This is a genomic window from Spongiibacter taiwanensis, from assembly GCF_023702635.1.
GTDB lineage: Bacteria > Pseudomonadota > Gammaproteobacteria > Pseudomonadales > Spongiibacteraceae > Spongiibacter > Spongiibacter taiwanensis.
The window spans coordinates 36757-57222 of sequence record NZ_CP098455.1; the positions used below are offsets into that span (position 1 = coordinate 36757).

Below are 20466 nucleotides of genomic sequence, written 5' to 3' on the forward strand. Positions count from 1 at the left end.
GGTACTTACTTCAGTGTGTCTGCAGGTTTCAGGCCAATCGCAAACTTCGACAGGTACTCGTTCGGCTTGCTGCCGTCATAGGTGATGTTGTCGATAAACTCGGTTTGCGGTGGCTTGAAGCCAGTCTCTTTGGCGAAATCAGGGAAGTCGCTGGCTGCCATTTTGCCTTCAGCAATCAGCTCTTTGGCGGCTGCGGCGTAAATGTCGGGGCGGTAAACCTTCTTGGCGATATCCATGTACCAGCTGTCCGGCTTGTGCTCGGGGATCTGGCCCCAGCGGCGCATTTGGGTCAGGTACCAGACGGCGTCGGAGTAGTAGGGGTAGGTCGCGTTGTAGCGGAAGAACACGTTAAAGTCGGGTACTTCGCGCTTGTCGCCTTTCTCATACTCGAAGGTGCCGGTCATGGAGTTGGCAATAACCTCGTAGTCGGCGCCCACATAGTTGGACTGACTCAGGATTTTTACTGCCTCGGGGCGATTGGCATTGTTGTTGTCATCCAGCCATTTGGCTGCGCGAATCATCGCTTTGACTACAGCAATGTGGGTTTGGGGGTACTTGTCTGCCCATTCCTTGCTGACGCCGAATACCTTCTCCGGGTTGTCTTTCCAGATCTCGTAGTCCGTGATGACCGGTACGCCGATCCCTTTGAATACGGCTTGCTGGTTCCAGGGTTCTCCCACGCAATAACCGTAGATAGTGCCGGCTTCCAGCGTGGCTGGCATTTGCGGTGGTGGGGTCACTGACAGCAGCGCGTCGGCGTCGATCTGGCCGCTGATATCGCCTTTTAGCGGCGCGTAGTAGCCGGGGTGGATACCGCCAGCGGCGAGCCAGTAGCGCAGTTCATAGTTGTGGGTGGAGACCGGAAATACCATGCCCATGTTGAAGGGCTTGCCCTGGGCTTTGTATTTTTCCACGACGGGCTTGAGGTAGTCGGCTTTGATCGGGTGTACCGGTTTGCCGTCAGCCTGCTTGGGGATGCCGGGCTTCATCTGTTCCCACACCTCGTTGGAAACGGTGATGCCATTGCCGTTCAAGTCCATGCTGAAGGCGGTGATGATGTGGGCCTGGGTGCCGAAACCAATGGTGGCGCCCAGCGGCTGACCGGCAAGCATATGGGCGCCGTCCAGCTGGCCGTCGATCACCCGGTCGAGCAGCACTTTCCAGTTTGCCTGGGCCTCGAGGGTGACGTACAAACCCTCGTCTTCAAAGAATTGCTTTTCGTAGGCAATAGCCAAAGGGGCCATGTCGGTGAGTTTGATAAAGCCGAATTTCAGCTCCTCTTTCTCGGGCTCTGCTGCCAGGCTGGCACCGCTGACGCCAATGGCCAGCGCGCTGAGGGCAACTTTCACTAAATGGCGCGACGTTGACTTTGTTTTAACCGGTGACGCTTTTGTCAGGCGTTTGTACCAGGACATGTTCAAAACTCCAGTTCTAGGGTCGGCCAGCTCCGGGTGATCAGCGCCGGTGGCGGAGGCCGCAATCTCTCAGTGGTCGGCGAGGGGACGCCGGGCGAAGTTGCTTCAGAACGCTCTGTACCGGATTTAGCAATTGCTATGCCACAAGATTTGAAATGTTTTAAAACAAAATGTTAGAGATTAAATCGAATGTGGTTTGCTAACTGTTGTGCTCTTTGGTGGTGCTTGTGGATGGGTGTCGAGGGGGGTGCCGCGAGGCGAGGTGCTTTTTAATGGTGCACCAAAAGTGCATCTTATCGGTTCGTTTTTATTCAAATGGATTTTTGTTGGGAATTCCAAAATTGCGCAGATAGGGTGCGCGCGCCCAAAACCGGGTCCCTTTAGGTAACCGCGAATATCGTTAAAGCGGGTGGTTAGGCTGGGGCAGGCCAAGGCCGGTGAGCAGCGCCGGGGCGGGAGCTGGCAGAGAAGGGGGGTGTTGGGCGGATCGCACGAGGCCTGATCGGCCTTCGCTGGGAGCCTAAAGAGGCCGGTTGAGCAGGGAAAGTTCGTGATCGTCGGCCCGAAGCCACCAGATTGCCGAATCCCAGTCGCCCAAAACAATCCGCTCTGCTGGTTGGTCGTCGACGCTGAGAGTGTGGCGGGCAGGGCGGTGGGTGTGGCCGTGAATGAGGCGCAGACATTGGTGCGCTTTCAGTTCTCGGACGACTTCTGCCGGAGTGACATCCATAATGTCCTCGGCTTTGTTGCTGTTGGCCTCGGTGCTGGCCATTCTCAGTTGCCGGGCCAGGGCGCGGCGCTCCTCCAGGGGCAGGCTGAGCACTTTGTTCTGCCAGGCGCTGGAGCGTGACTCCCGGCGAAAGGTCATATAGTTTTCGTCCCGAGTGCACAGGCTGTCGCCGTGCATCAGTAAGCAGGGCGCGCCAGCAAGGGTGATAACGCTGGGGTCATTAAGTAGCGTTGCGTCGGCGCGCTGGCAGAACGCCTCGCCCAGCAAGAAGTCCCGGTTGCCTTGCATGATAAATATGTCGGTGCCGGCGGCGGCGCAGGTTTTCAGTTTTTCTGCTACGTCTACAGCCAAAGGGCGCAGGTCGTCATCGCCTATCCACACTTCAAAGAAGTCGCCGAGAATGTATAACTCGTCGGCCGTGGCGGCGTCGTCCTGAAGAAATTGAAAAAACGCCCGGAGAATATCCGGGCGCGCTTCTTCAAGATGCAGGTCTGAGATGAACAGCCGAAGCATCAGCTTTCCCAGCTGGCTTTCTCGATAATCACGTCTTCAGCCGGGACGTCCTGGTGTCCCGCCTTGCTGGTGGTGCGCACGGCTTTGATCTTCTCGACTACGTCCATGCCCTCGGACACTTTGCCGAAAACCGCATAACCCCAACCCTGCATGGTCTTGCCGCTGTGGTTGAGAAAATCGTTGTTTTTGACGTTGATAAAGAACTGGGCGCTGGCGGAGTGGGGGTCCATGGTGCGAGCCATTGCCAGGGTGCCGACCTCATTTTTCAGGCCGTTATCTGCCTCGTTTTCGATGGGGTCACGGGTATCTTTCTGCTTCATGCCGGGTTCGAAGCCGCCGCCCTGGATCATAAAGCCGTTGATGACGCGGTGGAAAATGGTGCCATCGTAGTGGCCGTCGATAACATACTGCTTGAAGTTTTCGGCGGTTTTCGGCGCATTCTCAAAGTCCAATTCAATCTTGATGTCGCCAAAATTTGTTTTAAAGATAACCATTTACTTTGATCTCGCTTATAACTGGAATTCAAAGCCGGTATAATACGCGGTTTTTGGTCCGGCGGCGAAATTGGCTTTGAGTTGGTGCCAGTCAGGCTGCCAACACCGGCGCGCCGCGCTGACGCTCTTCGCCTTGCTGTTGTTCGATTTCCCCGTGTATCCGGGGTGGTTTGGAATTTCTTGATGAGTGAAAAAGACGTAAGCGGCAATAATTTCCTGCGCAACCTGGTGAAGGAAGACATTGCCCAGGGCCGTCTGGCCGAGGGGGCGCTGATAACGCGGTTTCCGCCGGAGCCTAATGGTTACCTCCATGTGGGTCATGCTAAATCGATCTGTTTGAATTTTGGCCTTGCCCAGCAATTTGGTGGCAAGTGTCACCTGCGCTTTGACGATACCAATCCGGCCAAAGAAGAGCAGCGCTACATTGATGCGATCCAAGAAGACATTCGGTGGTTGGGCTTTTCCTGGGATGGCCCGGTGCGCTATGCCTCTAGCTATTTCGATACCTTGTATGAGTACGCCGAGCATTTGATTCAGGCGGGCAAGGCCTTTGTCTGTGAGCTCAACGCAGAAGAGATGCGCGAATATCGCGGCACCTTGACCGAGCCCGGCAGGAACAGCCCTTACCGCGACCGCAGCGTCGAGGAAAATTTGGCGCTGTTCAGAGCAATGCGCGCCGGCGAGTTTGACGAGGGCAGCAAAGTGCTGCGGGCGAAAATTGATATGTCCTCGGGCAATATCAATCTTCGCGATCCAGTGATCTACCGCATTCGCAAGCAGCACCATCATCAGACCGGGGATAAGTGGTGTATTTATCCCAGCTATGATTTTACCCATGGTCAGTCCGACGCGATTGAGGGTATCACCCACTCAATCTGCACCCTGGAGTTTGAAGATCACCGGCCCCTGTACGAATGGTTTATTGCCAATCTGCCGGTGCCCGTCGAGCCCAAGCAATACGAATTTGCCCGGTTAAATCTGAATTACACGGTGACCAGCAAACGCAAACTCAAAGCGCTGGTCGACGAGAATATTGTCGATGGTTGGGATGATCCGCGTATGCCCACCATTGCCGGGATGCGCCGCCGTGGCTTTACGCCGCGGTCCCTGCGCCATTTCTGCGAAATGGTGGGGGTCGCGCGCAGTGAAGGTGTGGTCGACGTGGCCATGTTGGAGCATGCCATTCGCGATGATCTGGATAAAAATGCGCCCCGGGCCATGTGTGTGCTGGAGCCCCTGAAACTGGTGATTACCAATTACCCGGAAGACAAAGTGGAGTGGTTGTCTGCGCCGGGCCACCCCAATCGGGATGATCTGGGTGAGCGTCAGCTGCCTTTCACCCGCGAGGTGTTTATCGAGGCTGACGATTTTCGTGAAGAAGCCAACAAGAAATTCAAACGTCTGGTGCTTGGTAAAAAAGTGCGCCTGCGTAACGCTTATGTGCTGCTGGCAGAAAGCGTGGTGAAAGATGACGCTGGCAAGGTTGTGGAAGTGCATTGCAGCTACGATCCCGGCACCCATGGCGAAGATCCGGCCGATGGCGTTAAACCGAAAGGCGTGATCCATTGGGTGTCAGCCAGTCATGGCAAGCGGGCCCAGGTTCGACTGTATGACCGGCTGTTTAACCATGAGGCACCGGATCGCGGCGGCGAGGAATTTCTGGATCACGTCAACCCTGAATCCCTGAAGGTGCTGGACAACTGCTGGATCGAGCCCGGCCTGGCGGATGCGGCGCCGGAGCAAAGCTTCCAGTTTGAGCGCAATGGCTATTTTGTTGCCGACCGACTGGAGCACAGCAGCGCCGCGCCGGTGTTTAACCGCACCATCGCGCTGCGGGATAGCTGGGGTAAGGCTGAGTCTAACGGCTGAAAGCGGGAGACGCTGGACGTGAGATGGGAAACGCAAATACAACTCGCGTACTCATAAGCGCCCGGCGGTTCTCTCAGTAATACATAGGGGTGTATGGAGTCGCTTGGCGTCTCCCGTCTCCCGTCAAGCGTAAAGCGAGCAATGAGCATACAAATCTACAACACCCTCCGCCGCGGCAAGCAGCCGCTCACCCCGCTGGTCGAAGGCAAAATCGGCATGTATGTATGTGGCATGACCGTGTACGACTACTGCCACCTGGGGCATGCCCGGGTGCTGGTGGCCTTTGACGTAATTACCCGCTTTTTGCGTGCCAAGGGTTATGACGTCAATTACGTGCGCAATATCACTGATATCGACGACAAGATTCTGCGTCGGGCCGACGAAAATGGCGAAGCCTTTGATGCCTTAACGGCGCGTTTTATCGAGGCGATGAATGAAGATGCCGACCGGCTGGGAATTATCCCTCCCAACCGGGAGCCCCGGGCAACCTCCCATATTGGCGACATCATCAAAATGGTCGAAACGCTGATCGAAAAGGGTTTTGCCTATCTGGCCGACAACGGTGATGTGTATTACCGGGTGAGCCGATTCGCCAATTATGGCGCGCTGTCGGGCAAGAAAACCGATGAGCTGTTGGCCGGTGCCCGCATTGCGGTGGATGAGGCCAAGGAGGACCCCCGGGACTTCGCCCTATGGAAAGCGGCTGCCCCCGATGAAGTGCATTGGCAGTCGCCCTGGGGCCCGGGTCGGCCCGGCTGGCATATCGAGTGCTCAGCCATGTCGACCTGCTGCCTGGGAGAGAGCTTTGATATTCACGGTGGCGGTCCTGATCTGGTATTTCCCCACCACGAAAACGAAATCGCCCAGTCTGAGGCGGCGACCGGAAAAACCTACGCTGGGGCCTGGATGCACGCGGGCGCGGTGCGGGTAGACAATGAGAAGATGTCCAAGTCTTTGGGCAACTTTTTCACCATTCGCGAAATTCTGGAAAAATACCCCGCCGAGGTGGTGCGCTACTTTTTGATCGCCAGCCATTATCGCAGCGCCATTAATTATTCCGAGGACAACCTGCGGATCGCGCAGCAGAATCTGGAGCGCTTTTATCATAGCCTCAAAGGATTGGATGTGGAGGTGCTGGAGTACGCGGCCCTCCCGGCTAACGACGAGTTTGTAGCGCGTTTTGACGCGGCGATGTCTGACGACTTTAACGTGCCCGAGGCGTTGGCCTGCCTGTTTGATTTGACCCGCAAAATCAACCAGTCCCGCGCTGCTGGCGATCAGGTCGCGGCCCGTGCTCAGGCAAGCCTGCTGAAGTCCCTCGGCGGTTTGCTCGGCATCTTGCAGAGCTCTGCGGAGGCATTTTTGCAGGGTGGTGCTGCCGACGCTATCGCCGCCGAGGATATTGAGGCGCTCATCGCAGAGCGGGCGGCGGCGAAGAAGGCCAAGGCCTTTGGTCGGGCCGATGAAATTCGTCAGCAGCTGTTGGATCAGGGGGTGGTGCTGGAAGACAGTCGGGAAGGCACAACCTGGCGTCGAGAATCAGCAGCTAATCAGTAGTTAGCAAATCAAAAGCCACAGCGCTCGCCTGATCCAAAAAGGCAGGCTGACAAGTTTGGGGGTGGTGACGTTAGCGGCGGCGCCGATGACGCCAGTATAGCCAGCACCCCCAGGCGCTCCCGCCGCAAATCACTCCCAAACTATTGGCAACAAGGTCGAGAAGGGAGGGCGAGCGCCCCGGTGCCAGTCCCTGCAGTAACTCCATGACCCCGCTGAAAACGATAAGGGCAAGGCCGCGATAAAGTAGGCTGCGCGGTGTGTTGCCGCCTGCGAGCAGCATCAGGGCGCCGTAGGCACCGAGGTGCTGCAGCTTGTCCCAGATCGAAATACTCACTGCCTGACCGGGGGTTAAAGAGAGCAGGGTAATGGTCAGCCAGCACCCGTAAAGTAGGATTTCTCTTATTTGGTTTAACCAGTGAGTTGGTGGGGTGTGGGACGGTACCGTGGGATTAATGGCGCTGCGCTCCCTGATAATCGTCTGGCAAAAGTGCCAGCAGGCGCTGCTCAGCATCCTTGGTCATTGCTTCAACATCCGCATCCTCTGGGTAGTCTTCCCAGTAGAAGCGCTCAGTGTGGATGGTCAATCGAGCAAAGGGGTAGGGAATTTTGAATTTATCCCAGGTGCTTTCCAGGCGCCAGCCTCGGTATTCAGCGCGCATGAGAACCAGTGGTGTCTTGGTCTTTCGCGCCAGTGTCATGGCGCCGGCCTTCATTTCGTGGCGGGGGCCGCGGGAACCGTCGACGGTAAAGGCGACTGTGCGTCCTTTGCGAGCGGCCCGAAGTAGTTGGAAGAAGGCGTCCTGGCCGCCTCGGCTGGGAGAGCCGAGGGCGACTTCAAAGCCAATCTTTTCCATCGATTGGGCGATGGAATAGCCAAAGTGGTTCTGCGAGGCGATGCTGGTGAAACCTCGGTGGCGGTAGTGGCTGCACAGAGGCGCGAGTTCGTCGTGGAACACCGCCAATATACAGGGCTGTGGCAAGTCCGGCTCGTTGGTGGGGCGCATCGTCCCGCAGAGGCGAAACAGCATATTCATAAAGCCTACCAGAATGCGGCGGGCCACTTTTTGGGCAGGCCCAACTTTTTTGGGCTTTTTAATCCGAGGCACGGTGTTCAGGCCAGGGCTTTTTCGCCCGAGGCCACACTCTGGAAAATCAGGGTATTAATGGTCATGGGGCCGACACCACCCGGCACTGGCGTGTAAGCGGCAACGCGATCAATCAATGGCGCCAACTCAATATCGCCAACACCGCCCGGGTGATAGCCCGCGTCTACGACCACGGCGCCATCTTTAATCCACTCGGCCTTAATAAACTCCGGCTTGCCCACGGCGCCAACGACGATATCGGCCTGTTTGATAAGGGCAGGGAGATTTTGGGTGCGAGAGTGGCAGATGGTCACTGTGGCGTTGGCTTCTAGCAACATCATCGCCATTGGTTTGCCCAGGATCGGGCTGCGGCCCACCACCACGGCGTGTTTGCCTTCTAGTTGAATGCTGTAGTGCTCGAGCAGGCGCATGATGCCCTTGGGTGTCGCGCAGCCGTAGGCTTCTTCGCCCATGGCCATCCGGCCAAAGCCCAGGCAGGTGACGCCATCCACATCCTTGCTGAGGGCAATGGCGTCAAAGCAGGCCCGCTCATCAATCTGTGCGGGCACAGGGTGTTGCAGGAGGATGCCATGCACGTCGGGGTTGTTGTTCAGCTCGTCAATCTTGGCCAGCAATTGCTCGGTGGTCGTGGTGTCGGGCAGCTCTACCTTAAGGGAGCCCATGCCGATCCGTTCGCAGGCATTGCCCTTCATCTTTACATAGGTTGCCGAAGCAGGGTCTGCGCCCACCAGAATGGTGGCAAGAATGGGCGTCTTGCCACCGGATTGGGCCTTGAGAGAGGCGACGCGCTCGGTCAACTGCGCCTCCCAGCTTGCTGCCAAGGCCTTGCCATCCAATCGCTCTGCTGTCATTCCTGCTTGCCCCATAAAAGATGTTGGAAATTAGGATCTTATTGTCGCATGGTGAAATTTCTCAGGCCACTTTTGATGACGGTATAAAGGGCAATAATTTTGGTCAAAATCGTTGACGACCCTGGGTTGCCTGCGTATCATGCGCAGCTCCTGTAACGGGGCATCTGATGTACGGTTAACGGGGTATAGCGCAGTCTGGTAGCGCGCCTGCTTTGGGAGCAGGATGTCGGGAGTTCGAATCTCTCTACCCCGACCACTTTCGTACATCAACAAGGCGGTTCTTGCGCCCGTAGCTCAGTTGGATAGAGCAACGGCCTTCTAAGCCGTCGGTCACAGGTTCGAATCCTGTCGGGCGTGCCATTTACAGGAAAGTAGTCCCCTCTTTATATGGTGGCCGTAGCTCAGTTGGTAGAGTCCAGGATTGTGATTCCTGTTGTCGCGGGTTCGAGCCCCGTCGGCCACCCCATTTCCCTAATGCTCCTTTGTTACTTCTCAGTCGCTCGCTGACGACACTTTATTTTTGTGGCTGTCTTGCCGCAATTTAATTTCAGAGATACTCTATTCCGCGTAAATGTGTCGTTGTTGCGGCAATCTTCTTAAAAATTGCGGCCCCACGCACATTTAGGGGAGGGGTCCCGCTATTGCACATCTGAAGTGAGAATTCTCTCACTAATTCCAGGTCGGGTCATTTAGTAACATTACGGCGTTCTCTATATTAGAGGTGTTAGATGTTGCTCATGTAAATGGGCTCCCTCAGCAGAATCAGGCATTTCGGATTTGTCGCGGGCACGTTGCCTTGCCCTGTTATTCGTCGACAGTTTGAACAGTGATGTTCAGGTGGTTTCACCAAACAATGGAGAGTTCCCATGACGTTGTTCCGCAAGCTGGTTTCCGGCTTCCTACTATCCTGCTTTTTATCCCAGTCAGTGCTGGCGGATCCGCTCACTGATTTGCTGGACGCGCTGGGGCTGGGTCAACTTGTCGGTCAGGTTCCTGTTATCGGCACAATCGGCGCATCCGTGCTTGATCCTAACGGCACCGGCGATAATGACTTTCTCGGCGCCGACGTGCTGAACCCTGAAAATGATCTGGGTGTCACCCTACTGTCAGGTGAGTTGCTCGGTTTTGGCAACCATACCGGCAGCGGAACGGCCGTGCCCCTGGACTTCCTCGGCTTGAGTGACCTTCTTACCGCCCTGGGTCTTACCTACAGTGAGGGCAGCGCGACGCTGGTGCGCGGCCTGCTTGCTCAGGATGGCACGGTGACCAGCCTGGCGTTGACCACAGTTGATGACGTGTTGGCGCTGTTGGGGGTGAGCGAGCTGGGTTTGACCGATGGCCTGGCGGCAGGTTTGCCGGGGTTAAATGATCAACCCATTGGGCTGGCGATTCTGGCCGAGCCCAACTCGGGGAATTCTACTTCTGATGGTTTGCTGGGTCTGGCGCTACTGACACCGGGCTCGTCCGGTAATGGTGGCTTGATTGGGGTTTCGGTGTTGTCCGGCGCCAACTCGGGTAATGGTAGTGCCGTGGGTATTGCCGTACTCAGCGGCAGCAATTCTGGCAATGGCGGGAATGTGGGCGCCAGTGTGCTGGGCGGCAACAACAGTGGCAATGGTGGTGATATCGGCGCTGGCGTACTCAACGGCGATAACAGCGGCAATGGCGGCAGCGTCGGCGCAGGGGTATTAAACGGCGATGACAGCGGTAATGGCGCCGTTGCTGCTGCGGTATTGAATGGCGATGACTCTGGCAACTCCGAATTTATGTCGGTGGCAGCGCTGAATGAAGACAATTCTGGCAATAGCGATTTTGCCAGTGTTGCCGCCGTTAACGGCGATGATTCTGGCAATACCGATGTGTTGTCGGTAGCGGCGCTCAATGGTGATAACTCCGGAAACAGTGATTTTGCTAGCGTCGGTGCGCTCAATGGTGCCAATTCTGGCGCAGGTGGCGTGATCACCGTAGTAGTGGCCAACGCGGCCAATGCCGGTGAGCCCAACAGTGCACTGAGTGCCTGTTCATCCACCGGTGGAGTGGGCTGTGGCGACGCAGAATTTCTGCCCATTCTCGAAACCCAAGTCTGCAAAGATAGCGATGGCGACGGTGTCTGCGATGCTGAAGACGAGTGTGCGGATACCCCGGCGAACACCCCAGTATTCCTGACGGGTTGTCACCTCACAAAAGATGCGCCTCTGGTATTGCGTGGGGTGAATTTCGAGTTTGATAAATGGGACCTGACGCCGGAATCCATTCCGATTCTCGAGCACGCGGTAAAAGTGTTGGAGGCCAAACCCGAGGCGTTGGTGGCAGTTGACGGACACACCGATGCCAAGGGCAGCTTCGAATACAATGATCGGCTGTCTTACCGCCGGGCTGGAACGGTTTACGACTATCTGCTTGCGGCGGGTATCAAAGAAGACCGATTGGTGTTCCGTGGCTATGGTGAGAATGTGCCAGTTGCACCCAACGAAAACGAAGATGGCAGTGACAATCCCGAAGGACGGGCCGAGAACCGCCGTGTCGAGCTGAACATTCTGGAGCCTGACACCTTCGCCGAGGTGAAAAAGGCAAACCAAGCGGGTCGCTGAGTCAGCAGGCTAATCAACTTTAGTCGGGTCGCGCCCGTGCGGCCCAGACTTTTCCACTGCGGAACATTTTAAAGGACTATTTTTATGGCTATTGACCTACCTCCAGTGATCCCGCCTCAGCTGGCCAAGCTGGAAGTGCTGGAACAGTATGCTTCTGGTGCGACACCTTATGTGGGTATCGTGAACGGTTACGAATTGCGAGTAACCGGGGATCATCATCTTACTGATGACGAGATGGCAAAGATTTTCGCCGCCGCAAACACCCCGTCCCAGGCCATTATTCTGATGAACTCTCTGGCATACCGGAAAGGTCACCTGTTGGTCACCATGCAATATGCGCCCGATGTCAGCATTGTTCATGTGCACGCTGTGCAAGGTACGGTGCGCCGGGTAGAAGGCGAGGGTGTGGCTGAGTATTTTGAGCTCCTGAAAGGCGACAGTGACCTGACTCGTGCCGACTTTGATCGGGCTCGGGTGATGGCAAATGTGCGCAGTGAGCGCGCTGGTGTCGATTACACCGCTCAGTTTGTGGTGGATGAAGGCAACCCCGCGGATGTCACCCTGGTATTTGAAGGGACGCCAGCAGAGGATTACGACCCTACCGATTTAACCCTGAAGGTCGGCAACCAGGGCAGCCGCTATGTTGGGCGCTATTTTGGTGATGTGGGTCTGAGCCATGAGTTCAAGAACGGCGTGAAGGCGTCAGCGGCCTATCAGACGGCGTTCACCGACCTTGGTGAGTCTCGGGGGGGAGAGGATTATCACCGGATACAACTGGGTGCTGATCGTCCTTTTGCTTCGGGGCTTTATGGCATTAACGTAAGTCATGTTGAGTACTCCCAAGATTTCGGGAGTGCGGCGACGACGGGCGGATTTCCGGGACTTGTCGATACCGTTAACTCGCTGACATCGCCCCTGGGGCTTGGCAATTTGGGCGATATCTTGCTCGGTAACTTATCAGGTACTGGCGTCCAAGGTGCCGACCTCGATGCGGATATTAATTCGATTGTGTTGACGGGTGAACAGGTCCTGGCGAGCGATTTGGATTATCGCTTCAACTTGTTTCAACGCATTGATTACATCGATTCCCAAATCGATGTTAGTCGAACGGGTGTAATTGATCCTGATGAAGCCAGTGAATTCGCCCTGCAGGATGAGAAGTACGGTGTCGTTGAGGTCGGTGTGAAGTACTTTGGCGCCAAGGCGCTGGAAGACAAATTGATGCGTTGGTCCGCCCAATTTGCGGTTGCCGCCGGTGTCACCGGAGATAGCGGCACCTTGGGTACCTACAAGGAGTTTCGCGAGGCTGCTCTGGATGAAAACCCAGGCGCCGATGTGCCTGAGGTGGCGCCCGCCGCGCGCACTGCCGAATTTATTGCCCTCAAACCAAAAGTCTCCCTCAAAATACCCACCTCGCCCGATGGCTCTATTAACGGTAGCTTTGTCGGTCAATTCGCTGATGAGCAGCTGCCCCAGCAACAGCAGTGGGTACTGGGTGGCATGACTACGCTGGCGGCTTACCTGCCGGGTGTGCTGGTAGGTGATAGTGGTTACTTTGGCCTGGTGAACTACGAGCACGTGTTCCCCGCTGAGGTCGCCAAGATTACCGGCTCAGTTTTCGCGGAATACGGTACAGCCTGGTATGAAAACGTTTCTGGCAGCCTTGGTGACGAGCGCAGTATTGCCGATGCCGGGGTGCGCGTTCGGGCCGAGTTCGGCTGGGACGTTACCGTGGACGCGGTCGCGGCTCGAAAGATTGCCGACGACGGCTTTGAGGACGAAGACGAGCTGGACAAGCTGGAAGCGGACTTTTACATCACCTTGAAGAAGGTGTTTTAACAACCCGCTGTGTTGCAAAAACGGCCCTGATGGGGCCGTTTTTTTTTGACTGCCATTTTACTTGAGGCAGCTGAGATAGGACTTTACCGCCCGGTCGAGGCCGAGTTCTATCGCATCCACTGTAAAGGCGTGGCCGATGGAAACTTCCAATAGATTGGTCACACTGTTTTTAAACAGGAACAAGTTGTGCAAATTAAGGTCGTGGCCAGCGTTTAAACCCAGGCCCACCTCTGCTGCAACCTCACTTGCGCTGACAAATGCCTGCAGTACTTCGTCCTGTTCCCGGCTACCAAAGGCATGGGCATAAGGGCCGGTGTACAGTTCAATGCGATCGGCGCCGATGTCTTTGGCCAGCCTGATTTGCTCGGGAGTTGGGTCCATAAACAGGCTGACTCGAACCTTGAGCGATTTCAGCTCGTCAATGATCGGTGCCAGGCGCTCGGCATCCTGGGTTAAGTCGAAACCGTGATCCGACGTCAGCTGCTGATTACTGTCCGGCACCAGGGTGCACTGGTCGGGTTTGGTCTGGCGGACAATTTCCAGAAAGCCCGGGTAGTCGCTCACACCCTTGCGGTCGCTGTGCATGGGCGCTGCGAAGGGGTTGCCCTCGATATTAAATTCCGCCGTGGTCAGCAGGTTGGCCAGTTCATAGCAATCGTCGGCGCGAATATGGCGTTGGTCAGGGCGGGGGTGCACCGTAATTCCGTGGGCGCCGGCGTTTAGGCAGCGGGCAGCGTGCAGGGACACGCTGGGGTATTCGGTGTCCCGGGAATTGCGGATCAGGGCGATTTTATTCAGGTTGATGCTAAGAGCTGTCACCGCAGGCGTCCCCCGGGTTGGTCGGCGTTCTTATTCCGCCGTTTTTACGGTCACCGAGTTGATGAAGATGGGCTCAACAGGGAGGTCGTCGAAACCGCCGTAAGAATGGGTTTTGGAATTGGCAATTTCTCTGGCCACAAATTCGCCGTCGATCACTTCACCAAACACGGCATAACCGTCTTTTCCGGCCCGGGCGTCCAGGTCCAGGTTCATACGCATGTTGATAAAGAATTGCGAACGGGCGCTATTGGGGTCATCCGTGCGGGCCATGGCAACGGTCCAGCGATCATTGCGCAGGCCTGAGGTTTTGGCCTCATTGACAATAGGGTCGCCATTGGGTTTTTCCTCGAGGTGCTCGGTAAAGCCGCCTCCCTGAACCGCAAAGCGCTTGATGACCCGATGAAAGATGGTGCCATCGTAGAAGCCACTTTTGGCATAGCCGAGGAAATTGGCGACAGTGATCGGCGATTTCTCATCGTAAAGCTTGATGGTGATGTCGCCCATGCTGGTATGCAGGACGACAATGCTGTTTTTGTTGTCTTGTGCCAGAGCGCTGGTTGAGAAGGCAATCAACACCGCTAACAAGGTTGCGCGAATCGAAAACATATTTATCACCGCCATTCTGAGCGTTTCTTCGGCATCAATCGCGGAATAATCAGTGTGACCATTACCCCAATCAGCACAGCAAAGGCACCGTTCAGGAAAAATTCGTTTTCCTTATTTTCGCGCAAGCGAGCGTTATCGGTCTTCAATACATCGACCTCGTTGCTCAACGCCTGATTTGCCTGCAGTAACTGACGATTATCCTCGTCGAGCTTGATGGAGTTTCCCGAGATGCGTTTGATTTCTTCTAATTCGGCTTTCAATGCCGTGTTTTCAGCAATGGCGGCATCGAGGTCGCTCTGCGCCTCGGTGCTAACCTGGCCGGTATTGGTCAGTTTTTCTTTTAAGGCTTTGTTGTCGCTGTCGAGCTCTTTGATCTTGGCATTGGCCCGCTCCAGCAGTGTGCGGGCAACGGGAGACTCAACCAGATAGTGAGATGGCAGCCAGCCCTCGATACCGCCGCCAGTGCGAACCTCTGAGTAGCCGCTCTCCTCATTGCTTTGCAGCAGTTCGACTTTTTCGCCGCTGGGCAGCCCCCGGTGAACGATACGGTGGCGGGAGCTGTCACCGGAGCGAAGTGGGACATACACTTTGTCGCTGATATAGCGTGTTTCGGCAACGGCGCCACTGACTCCGCAAAGCAGCAACAGGCCGAACAGGAAGAGTTTGTTCACTGTAATGTCCACATTAATTAGGCTTGCTAAGTTAGTAAAAATAAAAGAATAAAGCAGTTACGATAACAGTTCAATTTTGTGGTTGTCAGGGCAGAACCCGTTTGTATGGTTTGACAACCACTTTTTGGTAAACCCCGGCGCTAATATAGGGGTCGGCATCGGCCCAGGCTTGGGCTGCTTCCAGGGACGCAAATTCGGCAACCACCAGGCTGCCGGTGAATCCCGCTTCGCCGGGGTCTTCGCAGTCGATTGCGGGGTGGGGCCCGGCCATCACCAGCCGTCCCTCGTCGCGGAGCAATTTTAGTCGTGCAATGTGGGCGTCGCGCGCGCCTTTGCGTTTTTCCAGACTGTCTTTGACGTCTTCGCTGATGACGGCGTAAAGCATAAGCGTCCCTATTTAACGTGAAGAATTTCTTCGAGTTCCAACGCGGTAAGCTTTTTGATCTGGCTTACCAGGTAGTACAGCGAGGCCATCATGAATAAGGTACATGGCAGCGCAATAACGGGAAAACTGAGTGCGGTCATGCGGCCGAGTTCTGCGCTGTAGGCTTCGCTTCCCGGGGGGCTAACCAAAAGATACTTGGCCAAGCCATAATTTAGCGCCGATGATAAAAAGAAAGAAGCCGCTACCAGGTAATTGGCGCGGGTCAGGGCGCGATTGAAGTCACTGCGATTGGCTCGCTGTTCCAGCGAGGCGTCAATTTTCTGGACGTTAATGAACTCTTCGTTCAGCAGCAATGTTCGGATGAGGGGGTAGCGGGTGTACTGGGACAGCAACACGGCCAGGCCGATAATGCCGGGAATCGCCGCTTCTTTGATTGCAATGTATTTTGCATCCAGCTCAAGCAGGCTGATGCCGCCAGTCAGCAAAATACTGATAAAGCCAAGAATGGAAAACAGGTTGGCTTTGCCCACTTTGATAAAGTCGTAAATACCAAAGGCAATTGGGAAAGCCAGCGCAACCACGATACTATAGTGGGCGCCAAGATATTCCGCCTTGCTGAGTTTGGTGAGGATCAGGGTGGGAATAATGATGTTGAAGAGTAAGTTGGTGATAACGCTGTGGCGTTGTCCCGGGCTTGCCTTCTTGGACATGTTGGTCCCTTGCAGTTGCTGGAAGAATCGCTATTCGTCTTGTCGGGGTGCGGCGTTGAATGCAGTCAACCGCTAGTCTCATTGCGCTGATGTCAGAGAGGCATTATGCATTGGTTGCCGCCTGCCTCATCTGCCATCACGGCGTAGAGCGGGTCTCTCGCAATAGGTCAGAGTATCGCTGGTGCAAATCGCGGGGCGATAGCGTTGAGGGGCGCCGGAAGCAGCCACACTATACCGATTTTACCGGGTTGCCACTAGCCCGAGGAGAGCAAGCACATGGTCGTTGACCTGCACACCCACACTACCGCATCAGACGGTTCGTTGAGCCCGCTGGAGCTGGTATCGCGGGCGCGGGAAAAAGGCGTCACGCTGCTGTCGGTGACCGATCACGACACCGTGGACGCGTATCATGAGTTACGCGATGTTGATTTGCCCGGGATACAGCTGGTGCCCGGCATTGAGTTGTCCTGTCAGTGGTCTGGCGTGAATATTCATGTCTTGGGGTTGGGCATTGACCCCGATGATGCCGGTCTTACCGAGCAGCTACAACGGCAGCGACAGCGCCGCAGCGAGCGTGCAGAGTTGATCGCCCAGCGTCTTGAAAAGCTCGGCATTAAAGACTGCTACGCAGGGGCAAGCCGTTTAGCGGAGGGGCGCGCGATTGGGCGGCCCGATTTCGCTCGCTATATGGTTGAGGCGGGGTATGTCTACTCAATGAATGCCGCTTTTGATAAATACCTCGGCGCTGGCAAGGCCGGCGATGTGAAAGCGGTATGGCCCGAATTAGCTGAGGTGGTCGAGTGGATCAACAGCGCCGGCGGCATCGCGGTGTTGGCTCACCCGATGCAATATAAAATGACCAATGCCAAACTGCGCCGGCTGCTCGATGCTTTCTGTGAATGCGGCGGTGGCGGGCTGGAAGTGGCCAATGGGCGGCCGCCCCTAGTCGAGCAGCGTTACCTGCGCCAGCTGTGTAAAGAATATGGCTTGGAAGCGAGCATTGGCAGCGATTTTCACCAGCCCAATAATTGGCTGGAGCTCGGCACCATGATCAGCAGTTTGGGTGACTGCACGCCAGTATGGCGGCGCTGGAGCCAAGCGGCGGCCGATGCCACTGTGAAAAATGAGGTGATTGTTTGAGTCAGTTTTTCCAGATCCATCCGGAGAACCCCCAGGGCCGATTGATCAAACAGGCGGCCGATATCATTCGTCAGGGCGGCGTGGTGGCCTATCCCACCGATTCTGCGTACGCCTTGGGTTGTCACCTGGGCGATAAAAAGGCCCTCGAACGCATCCGCGCCATTCGCCGCCTGGATGACAAACACAACTTTACCCTGATGTGCAGTGATTTGTCGGAGCTCGGCACCTACGCCCGGGTGGATAACTCGGCGTTTCGAGTACTTAAAGCCTGCTTGCCTGGGCCCTTCACCTTCATTCTCAAGGCCACACCAGAAGTACCTAGAAGGCTTCATCACCCAAAGCGGAAAAGTGTGGGCTTGCGGGTGCCAGACAACCAGATCTGCCTGGACTTAATGGCTGAGCTGGGCGAACCCTTGATGAGCGTGAGTTTGATCCTGCCCGGTGAAGACCTGCCGATGACCGACCCCTACGATATCCGCGATAGTCTGGGCCATCTTCTCGACCTGGTGATCGACGGCGGATACTGCGGGATGGAACCGACCACTGTCGTCGATCTGGTGGACGACGTGCCCGTGGTGATTCGTCAGGGCTTGGGCGACTTCAGTCAATTTGCCGAATCTCTGTGACCGCTGGCAGCCTTAGCCGTATAATTGCGGCTTTGTGACACCCAGGCCGGAATCGACCCTCACGTGCAAGACCAAGAAAACAGCTCAACCTTGCCCCAGGCGCCGGTAGATGGTGGCGCTTTGGCTGCCCCTCTGCAACCGGCAGCGGCACAGCCAGAGATGGAAATCGTTCGTCTGGAAGCCCTCCGGCGCCAGCCCAGTCAGGGGGAAATGCCCTTTGCCGTGGTGCAGGGGAAACCGCTCACCGAAATTCCCAAGGATTTGTACATTCCCCCCGAAGCCCTCGAGGTATTTCTTGAGGCCTTTGAAGGCCCCTTGGATTTGCTGCTGTATCTGATCAAGCGTCAGAACCTGGATATTCTGGAAATAGACGTCTCCCAGATTACCGAGCAGTACATGCAGTATGTGAACATGATGAACGCCATGCAGTTTGAGCTGGCGTCAGAGTATCTGTTGATGGCGGCGATGCTGGCCGAAATCAAATCCCGGATGTTGTTGCCGCGATCCTCTGAGGCTCTGGACGAAGAGGAAGATCCCCGGGCACTGCTGATTCGCCGCCTGCAGGAGTACGAACGCTTCAAGCAAGCCGCCGAGAATATTGATCAATTGCCGCGAGTCGGGCGCGAGATTTATCTTGCCGAGGTGGCACCGCCGCCCATGGAAAAAGTGAAGGCTGAGCCCGACGTCGACATGAAAGAGCTGCTGCTGGCACTGGGTGAAGTGCTGCGGCGGGCAGATCTGTTTGAGCATCACCAGGTGGAACGGGAGAAGCTGTCCACGCGGGAGCGAATGTCTGAGGTGCTGGCCCGTTTGCGTAGCGACAGTTTTACACCCTTTGTGTTGCTGTTCAGAGCCGAGGAGGGGCGTCTTGGTGTGGTGGTGACCTTTTTGGCGATTATGGAGTTGATCAAAGAATCGCTGATAGAAATTGTGCAGTCGGAGCCCTTTGCCCCGATTCACGTCAAGGCTAAGGCAATATGAGTATGGAACCGGAGTTTCTGAAACGGGTAGTCGAGGGCATTTTGATGGCGGCGGGCAAGCCGTTGACCCTCACCCAAATCGCCGAGATGTTCGATGAAGATTTGCGGCCGGCGGCCACTGAGCTGCGGGATGTACTCAGCGTCATCGAAAAGGACTGTGAAGGGCGGGGTTTCAGTCTCACGCTGGTGGCCAGCGGCTACCGCTTTCAGGTGGCCGAGGACCTGGCACCCTGGGTGCGGCGTTTGTGGGATGAGAAGCCCCAGCGCTATTCCCGTGCCTTGCTGGAAACCCTGGCGTTGATCGCCTATCGTCAGCCTATTACCCGGGGTGATATTGAGGATATCCGCGGGGTGGCGGTCAGTTCGCAAATCATCAAGACCTTGCTGGAGCGGGAGTGGGTTCGCGTTGTCGGACACAAAGATGTGCCCGGCCGACCCGCCATGTATGCCACCACCCGAAAATTTCTGGATTACTTTAATCTCCGCAACCTGGATGAACTTCCCAGCTTGGCGGAGTTGGCCGACCTTGACTCGATTAACGGTGAACTGGCGTTGGGCGGTGATGAACTGGTGAGCGAATCAGACGCCCCCTCAGAAGAAGAAAGCAGCGATGACGCCCCGATGCCAGCTTCAGAAGCGTCGGAAAGTGATCCCGCAGCGGATGCTATCAGTTCTGGTGACGCACAAGAAACATTGGAAGACCATACCACCCCCTTTGACAATCAGGAGCCTAGATGAACCCCGCCGATGAAAAATTGCAGAAAGTGCTGGCCCGGGCGGGGCTCGGCTCTCGCCGTGAAATGGAGCGCGCCATCGTCGATGGTCGGGTTTCCGTTGACGGCAAAGTCGCGAGCCTTGGCGACCGGGTCACCGCCGATGCCAAGCTGAAGCTGGATGGTAAACCGGTAAAGGCCTCGTCATTAAAAACGGCAGCGCGGGTATTGCTGTACAACAAACCCGAGGGCGAAATTTGCAGCCGTAAAGACCCGGAAGGCCGCCGCTCGGTCTTCGACCGCCTGCCGCGGCTACAAGGTGAGCGCTGGGTCTGCGTGGGGCGCCTCGATTACAACACCACAGGCTTGTTGTTATTCACCACCGACGGTGAGCTCGCCAATAAGTTAATGCATCCATCAACCGTCATTGAGCGGGAATACCTCTGCCGGGTCATGGGCAGTGCCAGTGAGCAAAACCTGAAGGCTCTGGTGGATGGGGTGCAGCTTGAAGATGGTGTGGCACGTTTCAGCGATATTGTTGATGGCGGCGGCGAGGGCATTAATCATTGGTATTACGTGGTGATTATGGAGGGCCGCAACCGCGAAGTTCGTCGTTTGTGGGAGTCGCAGGGTTTGCAGGTCAATCGTCTCAAGCGGGTGCGCTATGGCTCGGTGTTTATCCCCTCCAAGGTCAAGGTAGGGCAATGGACCGAATTGACGCCAGCCGAAGTGGCGGATGTCTACGCCATGGCGGGCTTGGCGCTGCCGGAAGAAGCCTCGACTACCGCCCCCGGGTCGCCTCGGCGCCGGGATAGCCGCAGTAAATAACGCGAAAAAAAAGACCCCTTTCG

General features: G+C 56.1%; 20 protein-coding genes and 3 tRNA genes. 12 read left to right on the forward strand and 11 right to left on the reverse strand.

Annotation, left to right across the window (positions count from 1 at the left end; genetic code table 11):
- Positions 1-5: 5 nt before the first annotated feature.
- From NCG89_RS00155 to NCG89_RS00165, 3 genes are all read right to left on the reverse strand, one after another.
- Complete coding sequence (locus NCG89_RS00155) at positions 6-1415, reverse strand: CmpA/NrtA family ABC transporter substrate-binding protein (RefSeq protein ID WP_251087755.1); 1410 nt, start codon at positions 1413-1415, stop codon at positions 6-8.
- Between the two features lie 520 nt (positions 1416-1935).
- Positions 1936-2658 (reverse strand): UDP-2,3-diacylglucosamine diphosphatase, encoded by a 723-nt coding sequence (locus NCG89_RS00160; RefSeq protein WP_251087756.1) that lies wholly within the window; start codon positions 2656-2658, stop codon positions 1936-1938.
- The gene (locus NCG89_RS00165; RefSeq protein WP_251087757.1) at positions 2658-3152 is read right to left on the reverse strand and encodes a peptidylprolyl isomerase; all 495 of its coding nucleotides are present in this window, start codon (positions 3150-3152) and stop codon (positions 2658-2660) included. The genes NCG89_RS00160 and NCG89_RS00165 overlap by 1 nt, the downstream gene beginning before the upstream one ends.
- Positions 3153-3335: 183 nt before the next feature.
- Between NCG89_RS00165 and NCG89_RS00170 the strand changes: the two genes are divergently transcribed.
- Together NCG89_RS00170 and cysS are read left to right on the forward strand one after the other, a co-directional pair.
- The gene (locus NCG89_RS00170; RefSeq protein ID WP_251087758.1) at positions 3336-5021 is read left to right on the forward strand and encodes a glutamine--tRNA ligase/YqeY domain fusion protein; all 1686 of its coding nucleotides are present in this window, start codon (positions 3336-3338) and stop codon (positions 5019-5021) included.
- 141 nt (positions 5022-5162) lie between these two features.
- A complete protein-coding gene (cysS, locus tag NCG89_RS00175) occupies positions 5163-6578 on the forward strand; it encodes a cysteine--tRNA ligase (protein WP_251087759.1) in 1416 nt (471 codons plus the stop codon).
- Between the two features lie 70 nt (positions 6579-6648).
- On the opposite strand, the gene NCG89_RS00180 is transcribed toward cysS, so the two are convergent.
- The 3 genes from NCG89_RS00180 to folD form a co-directional block, all read right to left on the reverse strand.
- Positions 6649-6912: a VanZ family protein gene (locus NCG89_RS00180; RefSeq protein ID WP_251087760.1), complete on the reverse strand. Its 264-nt coding sequence runs from the start codon at positions 6910-6912 to the stop codon at positions 6649-6651.
- A gap of 115 nt (positions 6913-7027) precedes the next feature.
- Complete coding sequence (locus tag NCG89_RS00185) at positions 7028-7612, reverse strand: lysophospholipid acyltransferase family protein (RefSeq protein ID WP_251087761.1); 585 nt, start codon at positions 7610-7612, stop codon at positions 7028-7030.
- Between the two features lie 77 nt (positions 7613-7689).
- Complete coding sequence (folD, locus tag NCG89_RS00190) at positions 7690-8535, reverse strand: bifunctional methylenetetrahydrofolate dehydrogenase/methenyltetrahydrofolate cyclohydrolase FolD (protein ID WP_251087762.1); 846 nt, start codon at positions 8533-8535, stop codon at positions 7690-7692.
- A 179-nt stretch (positions 8536-8714) separates the two neighbouring features.
- On the opposite strand from folD, the gene NCG89_RS00195 reads away from it, so the two are divergent.
- The 5 genes from NCG89_RS00195 to NCG89_RS00215 all read left to right on the forward strand — a co-directional run bounded on the left by NCG89_RS00195 (position 8715) and on the right by NCG89_RS00215 (position 12965).
- Positions 8715-8791 (forward strand) — tRNA-Pro (locus tag NCG89_RS00195).
- A 27-nt stretch (positions 8792-8818) separates the two neighbouring features.
- A tRNA-Arg gene (locus NCG89_RS00200) sits at positions 8819-8895 on the forward strand.
- 30 nt (positions 8896-8925) lie between these two features.
- Positions 8926-9001, forward strand: a tRNA-His gene (locus tag NCG89_RS00205).
- A gap of 400 nt (positions 9002-9401) precedes the next feature.
- Positions 9402-11126: an OmpA family protein gene (locus NCG89_RS00210; RefSeq protein ID WP_251087763.1), complete on the forward strand. Its 1725-nt coding sequence runs from the start codon at positions 9402-9404 to the stop codon at positions 11124-11126.
- A gap of 84 nt (positions 11127-11210) precedes the next feature.
- A complete protein-coding gene (locus tag NCG89_RS00215) occupies positions 11211-12965 on the forward strand; it encodes a ShlB/FhaC/HecB family protein (protein WP_251087764.1) in 1755 nt (584 codons plus the stop codon).
- A gap of 57 nt (positions 12966-13022) precedes the next feature.
- Here the strand turns inward: NCG89_RS00215 and NCG89_RS00220 are convergent, their stop codons facing one another.
- From NCG89_RS00220 to NCG89_RS00240, 5 genes are all read right to left on the reverse strand, one after another.
- The gene (locus NCG89_RS00220; protein ID WP_251087765.1) at positions 13023-13784 is read right to left on the reverse strand and encodes a pyridoxine 5'-phosphate synthase; all 762 of its coding nucleotides are present in this window, start codon (positions 13782-13784) and stop codon (positions 13023-13025) included.
- Between the two features lie 30 nt (positions 13785-13814).
- Complete coding sequence (locus NCG89_RS00225) at positions 13815-14405, reverse strand: peptidylprolyl isomerase (RefSeq protein WP_251087766.1); 591 nt, start codon at positions 14403-14405, stop codon at positions 13815-13817.
- Positions 14396-15061: a TIGR04211 family SH3 domain-containing protein gene (locus tag NCG89_RS00230; RefSeq protein ID WP_251087767.1), complete on the reverse strand. Its 666-nt coding sequence runs from the start codon at positions 15059-15061 to the stop codon at positions 14396-14398. Before NCG89_RS00230 ends, NCG89_RS00225 begins: the two co-directional genes overlap by 10 nt.
- 85 nt (positions 15062-15146) lie before the next feature.
- Positions 15147-15446 (reverse strand): YciI family protein, encoded by a 300-nt coding sequence (locus NCG89_RS00235; RefSeq protein ID WP_251087768.1) that lies wholly within the window; start codon positions 15444-15446, stop codon positions 15147-15149.
- Between the two features lie 8 nt (positions 15447-15454).
- Positions 15455-16156, reverse strand: a complete 702-nt coding sequence (locus tag NCG89_RS00240) for a VC0807 family protein (RefSeq protein ID WP_251087769.1) — start codon at positions 16154-16156, stop codon at positions 15455-15457.
- A 276-nt stretch (positions 16157-16432) separates the two neighbouring features.
- Here NCG89_RS00240 and NCG89_RS00245 point away from each other — a divergent pair, with 276 nt between their 5' ends.
- From NCG89_RS00245 to rluB, 5 genes are all read left to right on the forward strand, one after another.
- Entirely contained in the window at positions 16433-17296 is an 864-nt protein-coding gene (locus tag NCG89_RS00245; RefSeq protein ID WP_251087770.1) for a PHP domain-containing protein, read from the forward strand.
- Positions 17293-17922, forward strand: coding sequence for an L-threonylcarbamoyladenylate synthase (locus tag NCG89_RS00250; RefSeq protein ID WP_251087771.1), 630 nt, complete (start codon positions 17293-17295; stop codon positions 17920-17922). Before NCG89_RS00245 ends, NCG89_RS00250 begins: the two co-directional genes overlap by 4 nt.
- A 159-nt stretch (positions 17923-18081) precedes the next feature.
- The gene (locus NCG89_RS00255) at positions 18082-18903 is read left to right on the forward strand and encodes a segregation and condensation protein A (RefSeq protein WP_251089392.1); all 822 of its coding nucleotides are present in this window, start codon (positions 18082-18084) and stop codon (positions 18901-18903) included.
- Complete coding sequence (gene scpB, locus NCG89_RS00260; RefSeq protein ID WP_251087772.1) at positions 18900-19640, forward strand: SMC-Scp complex subunit ScpB; 741 nt, start codon at positions 18900-18902, stop codon at positions 19638-19640. The genes NCG89_RS00255 and scpB overlap by 4 nt, the downstream gene beginning before the upstream one ends.
- Complete coding sequence (rluB, locus tag NCG89_RS00265; RefSeq protein WP_251087773.1) at positions 19637-20443, forward strand: 23S rRNA pseudouridine(2605) synthase RluB; 807 nt, start codon at positions 19637-19639, stop codon at positions 20441-20443. The genes scpB and rluB overlap by 4 nt, the downstream gene beginning before the upstream one ends.
- Positions 20444-20466: the final 23 nt, after the last annotated feature.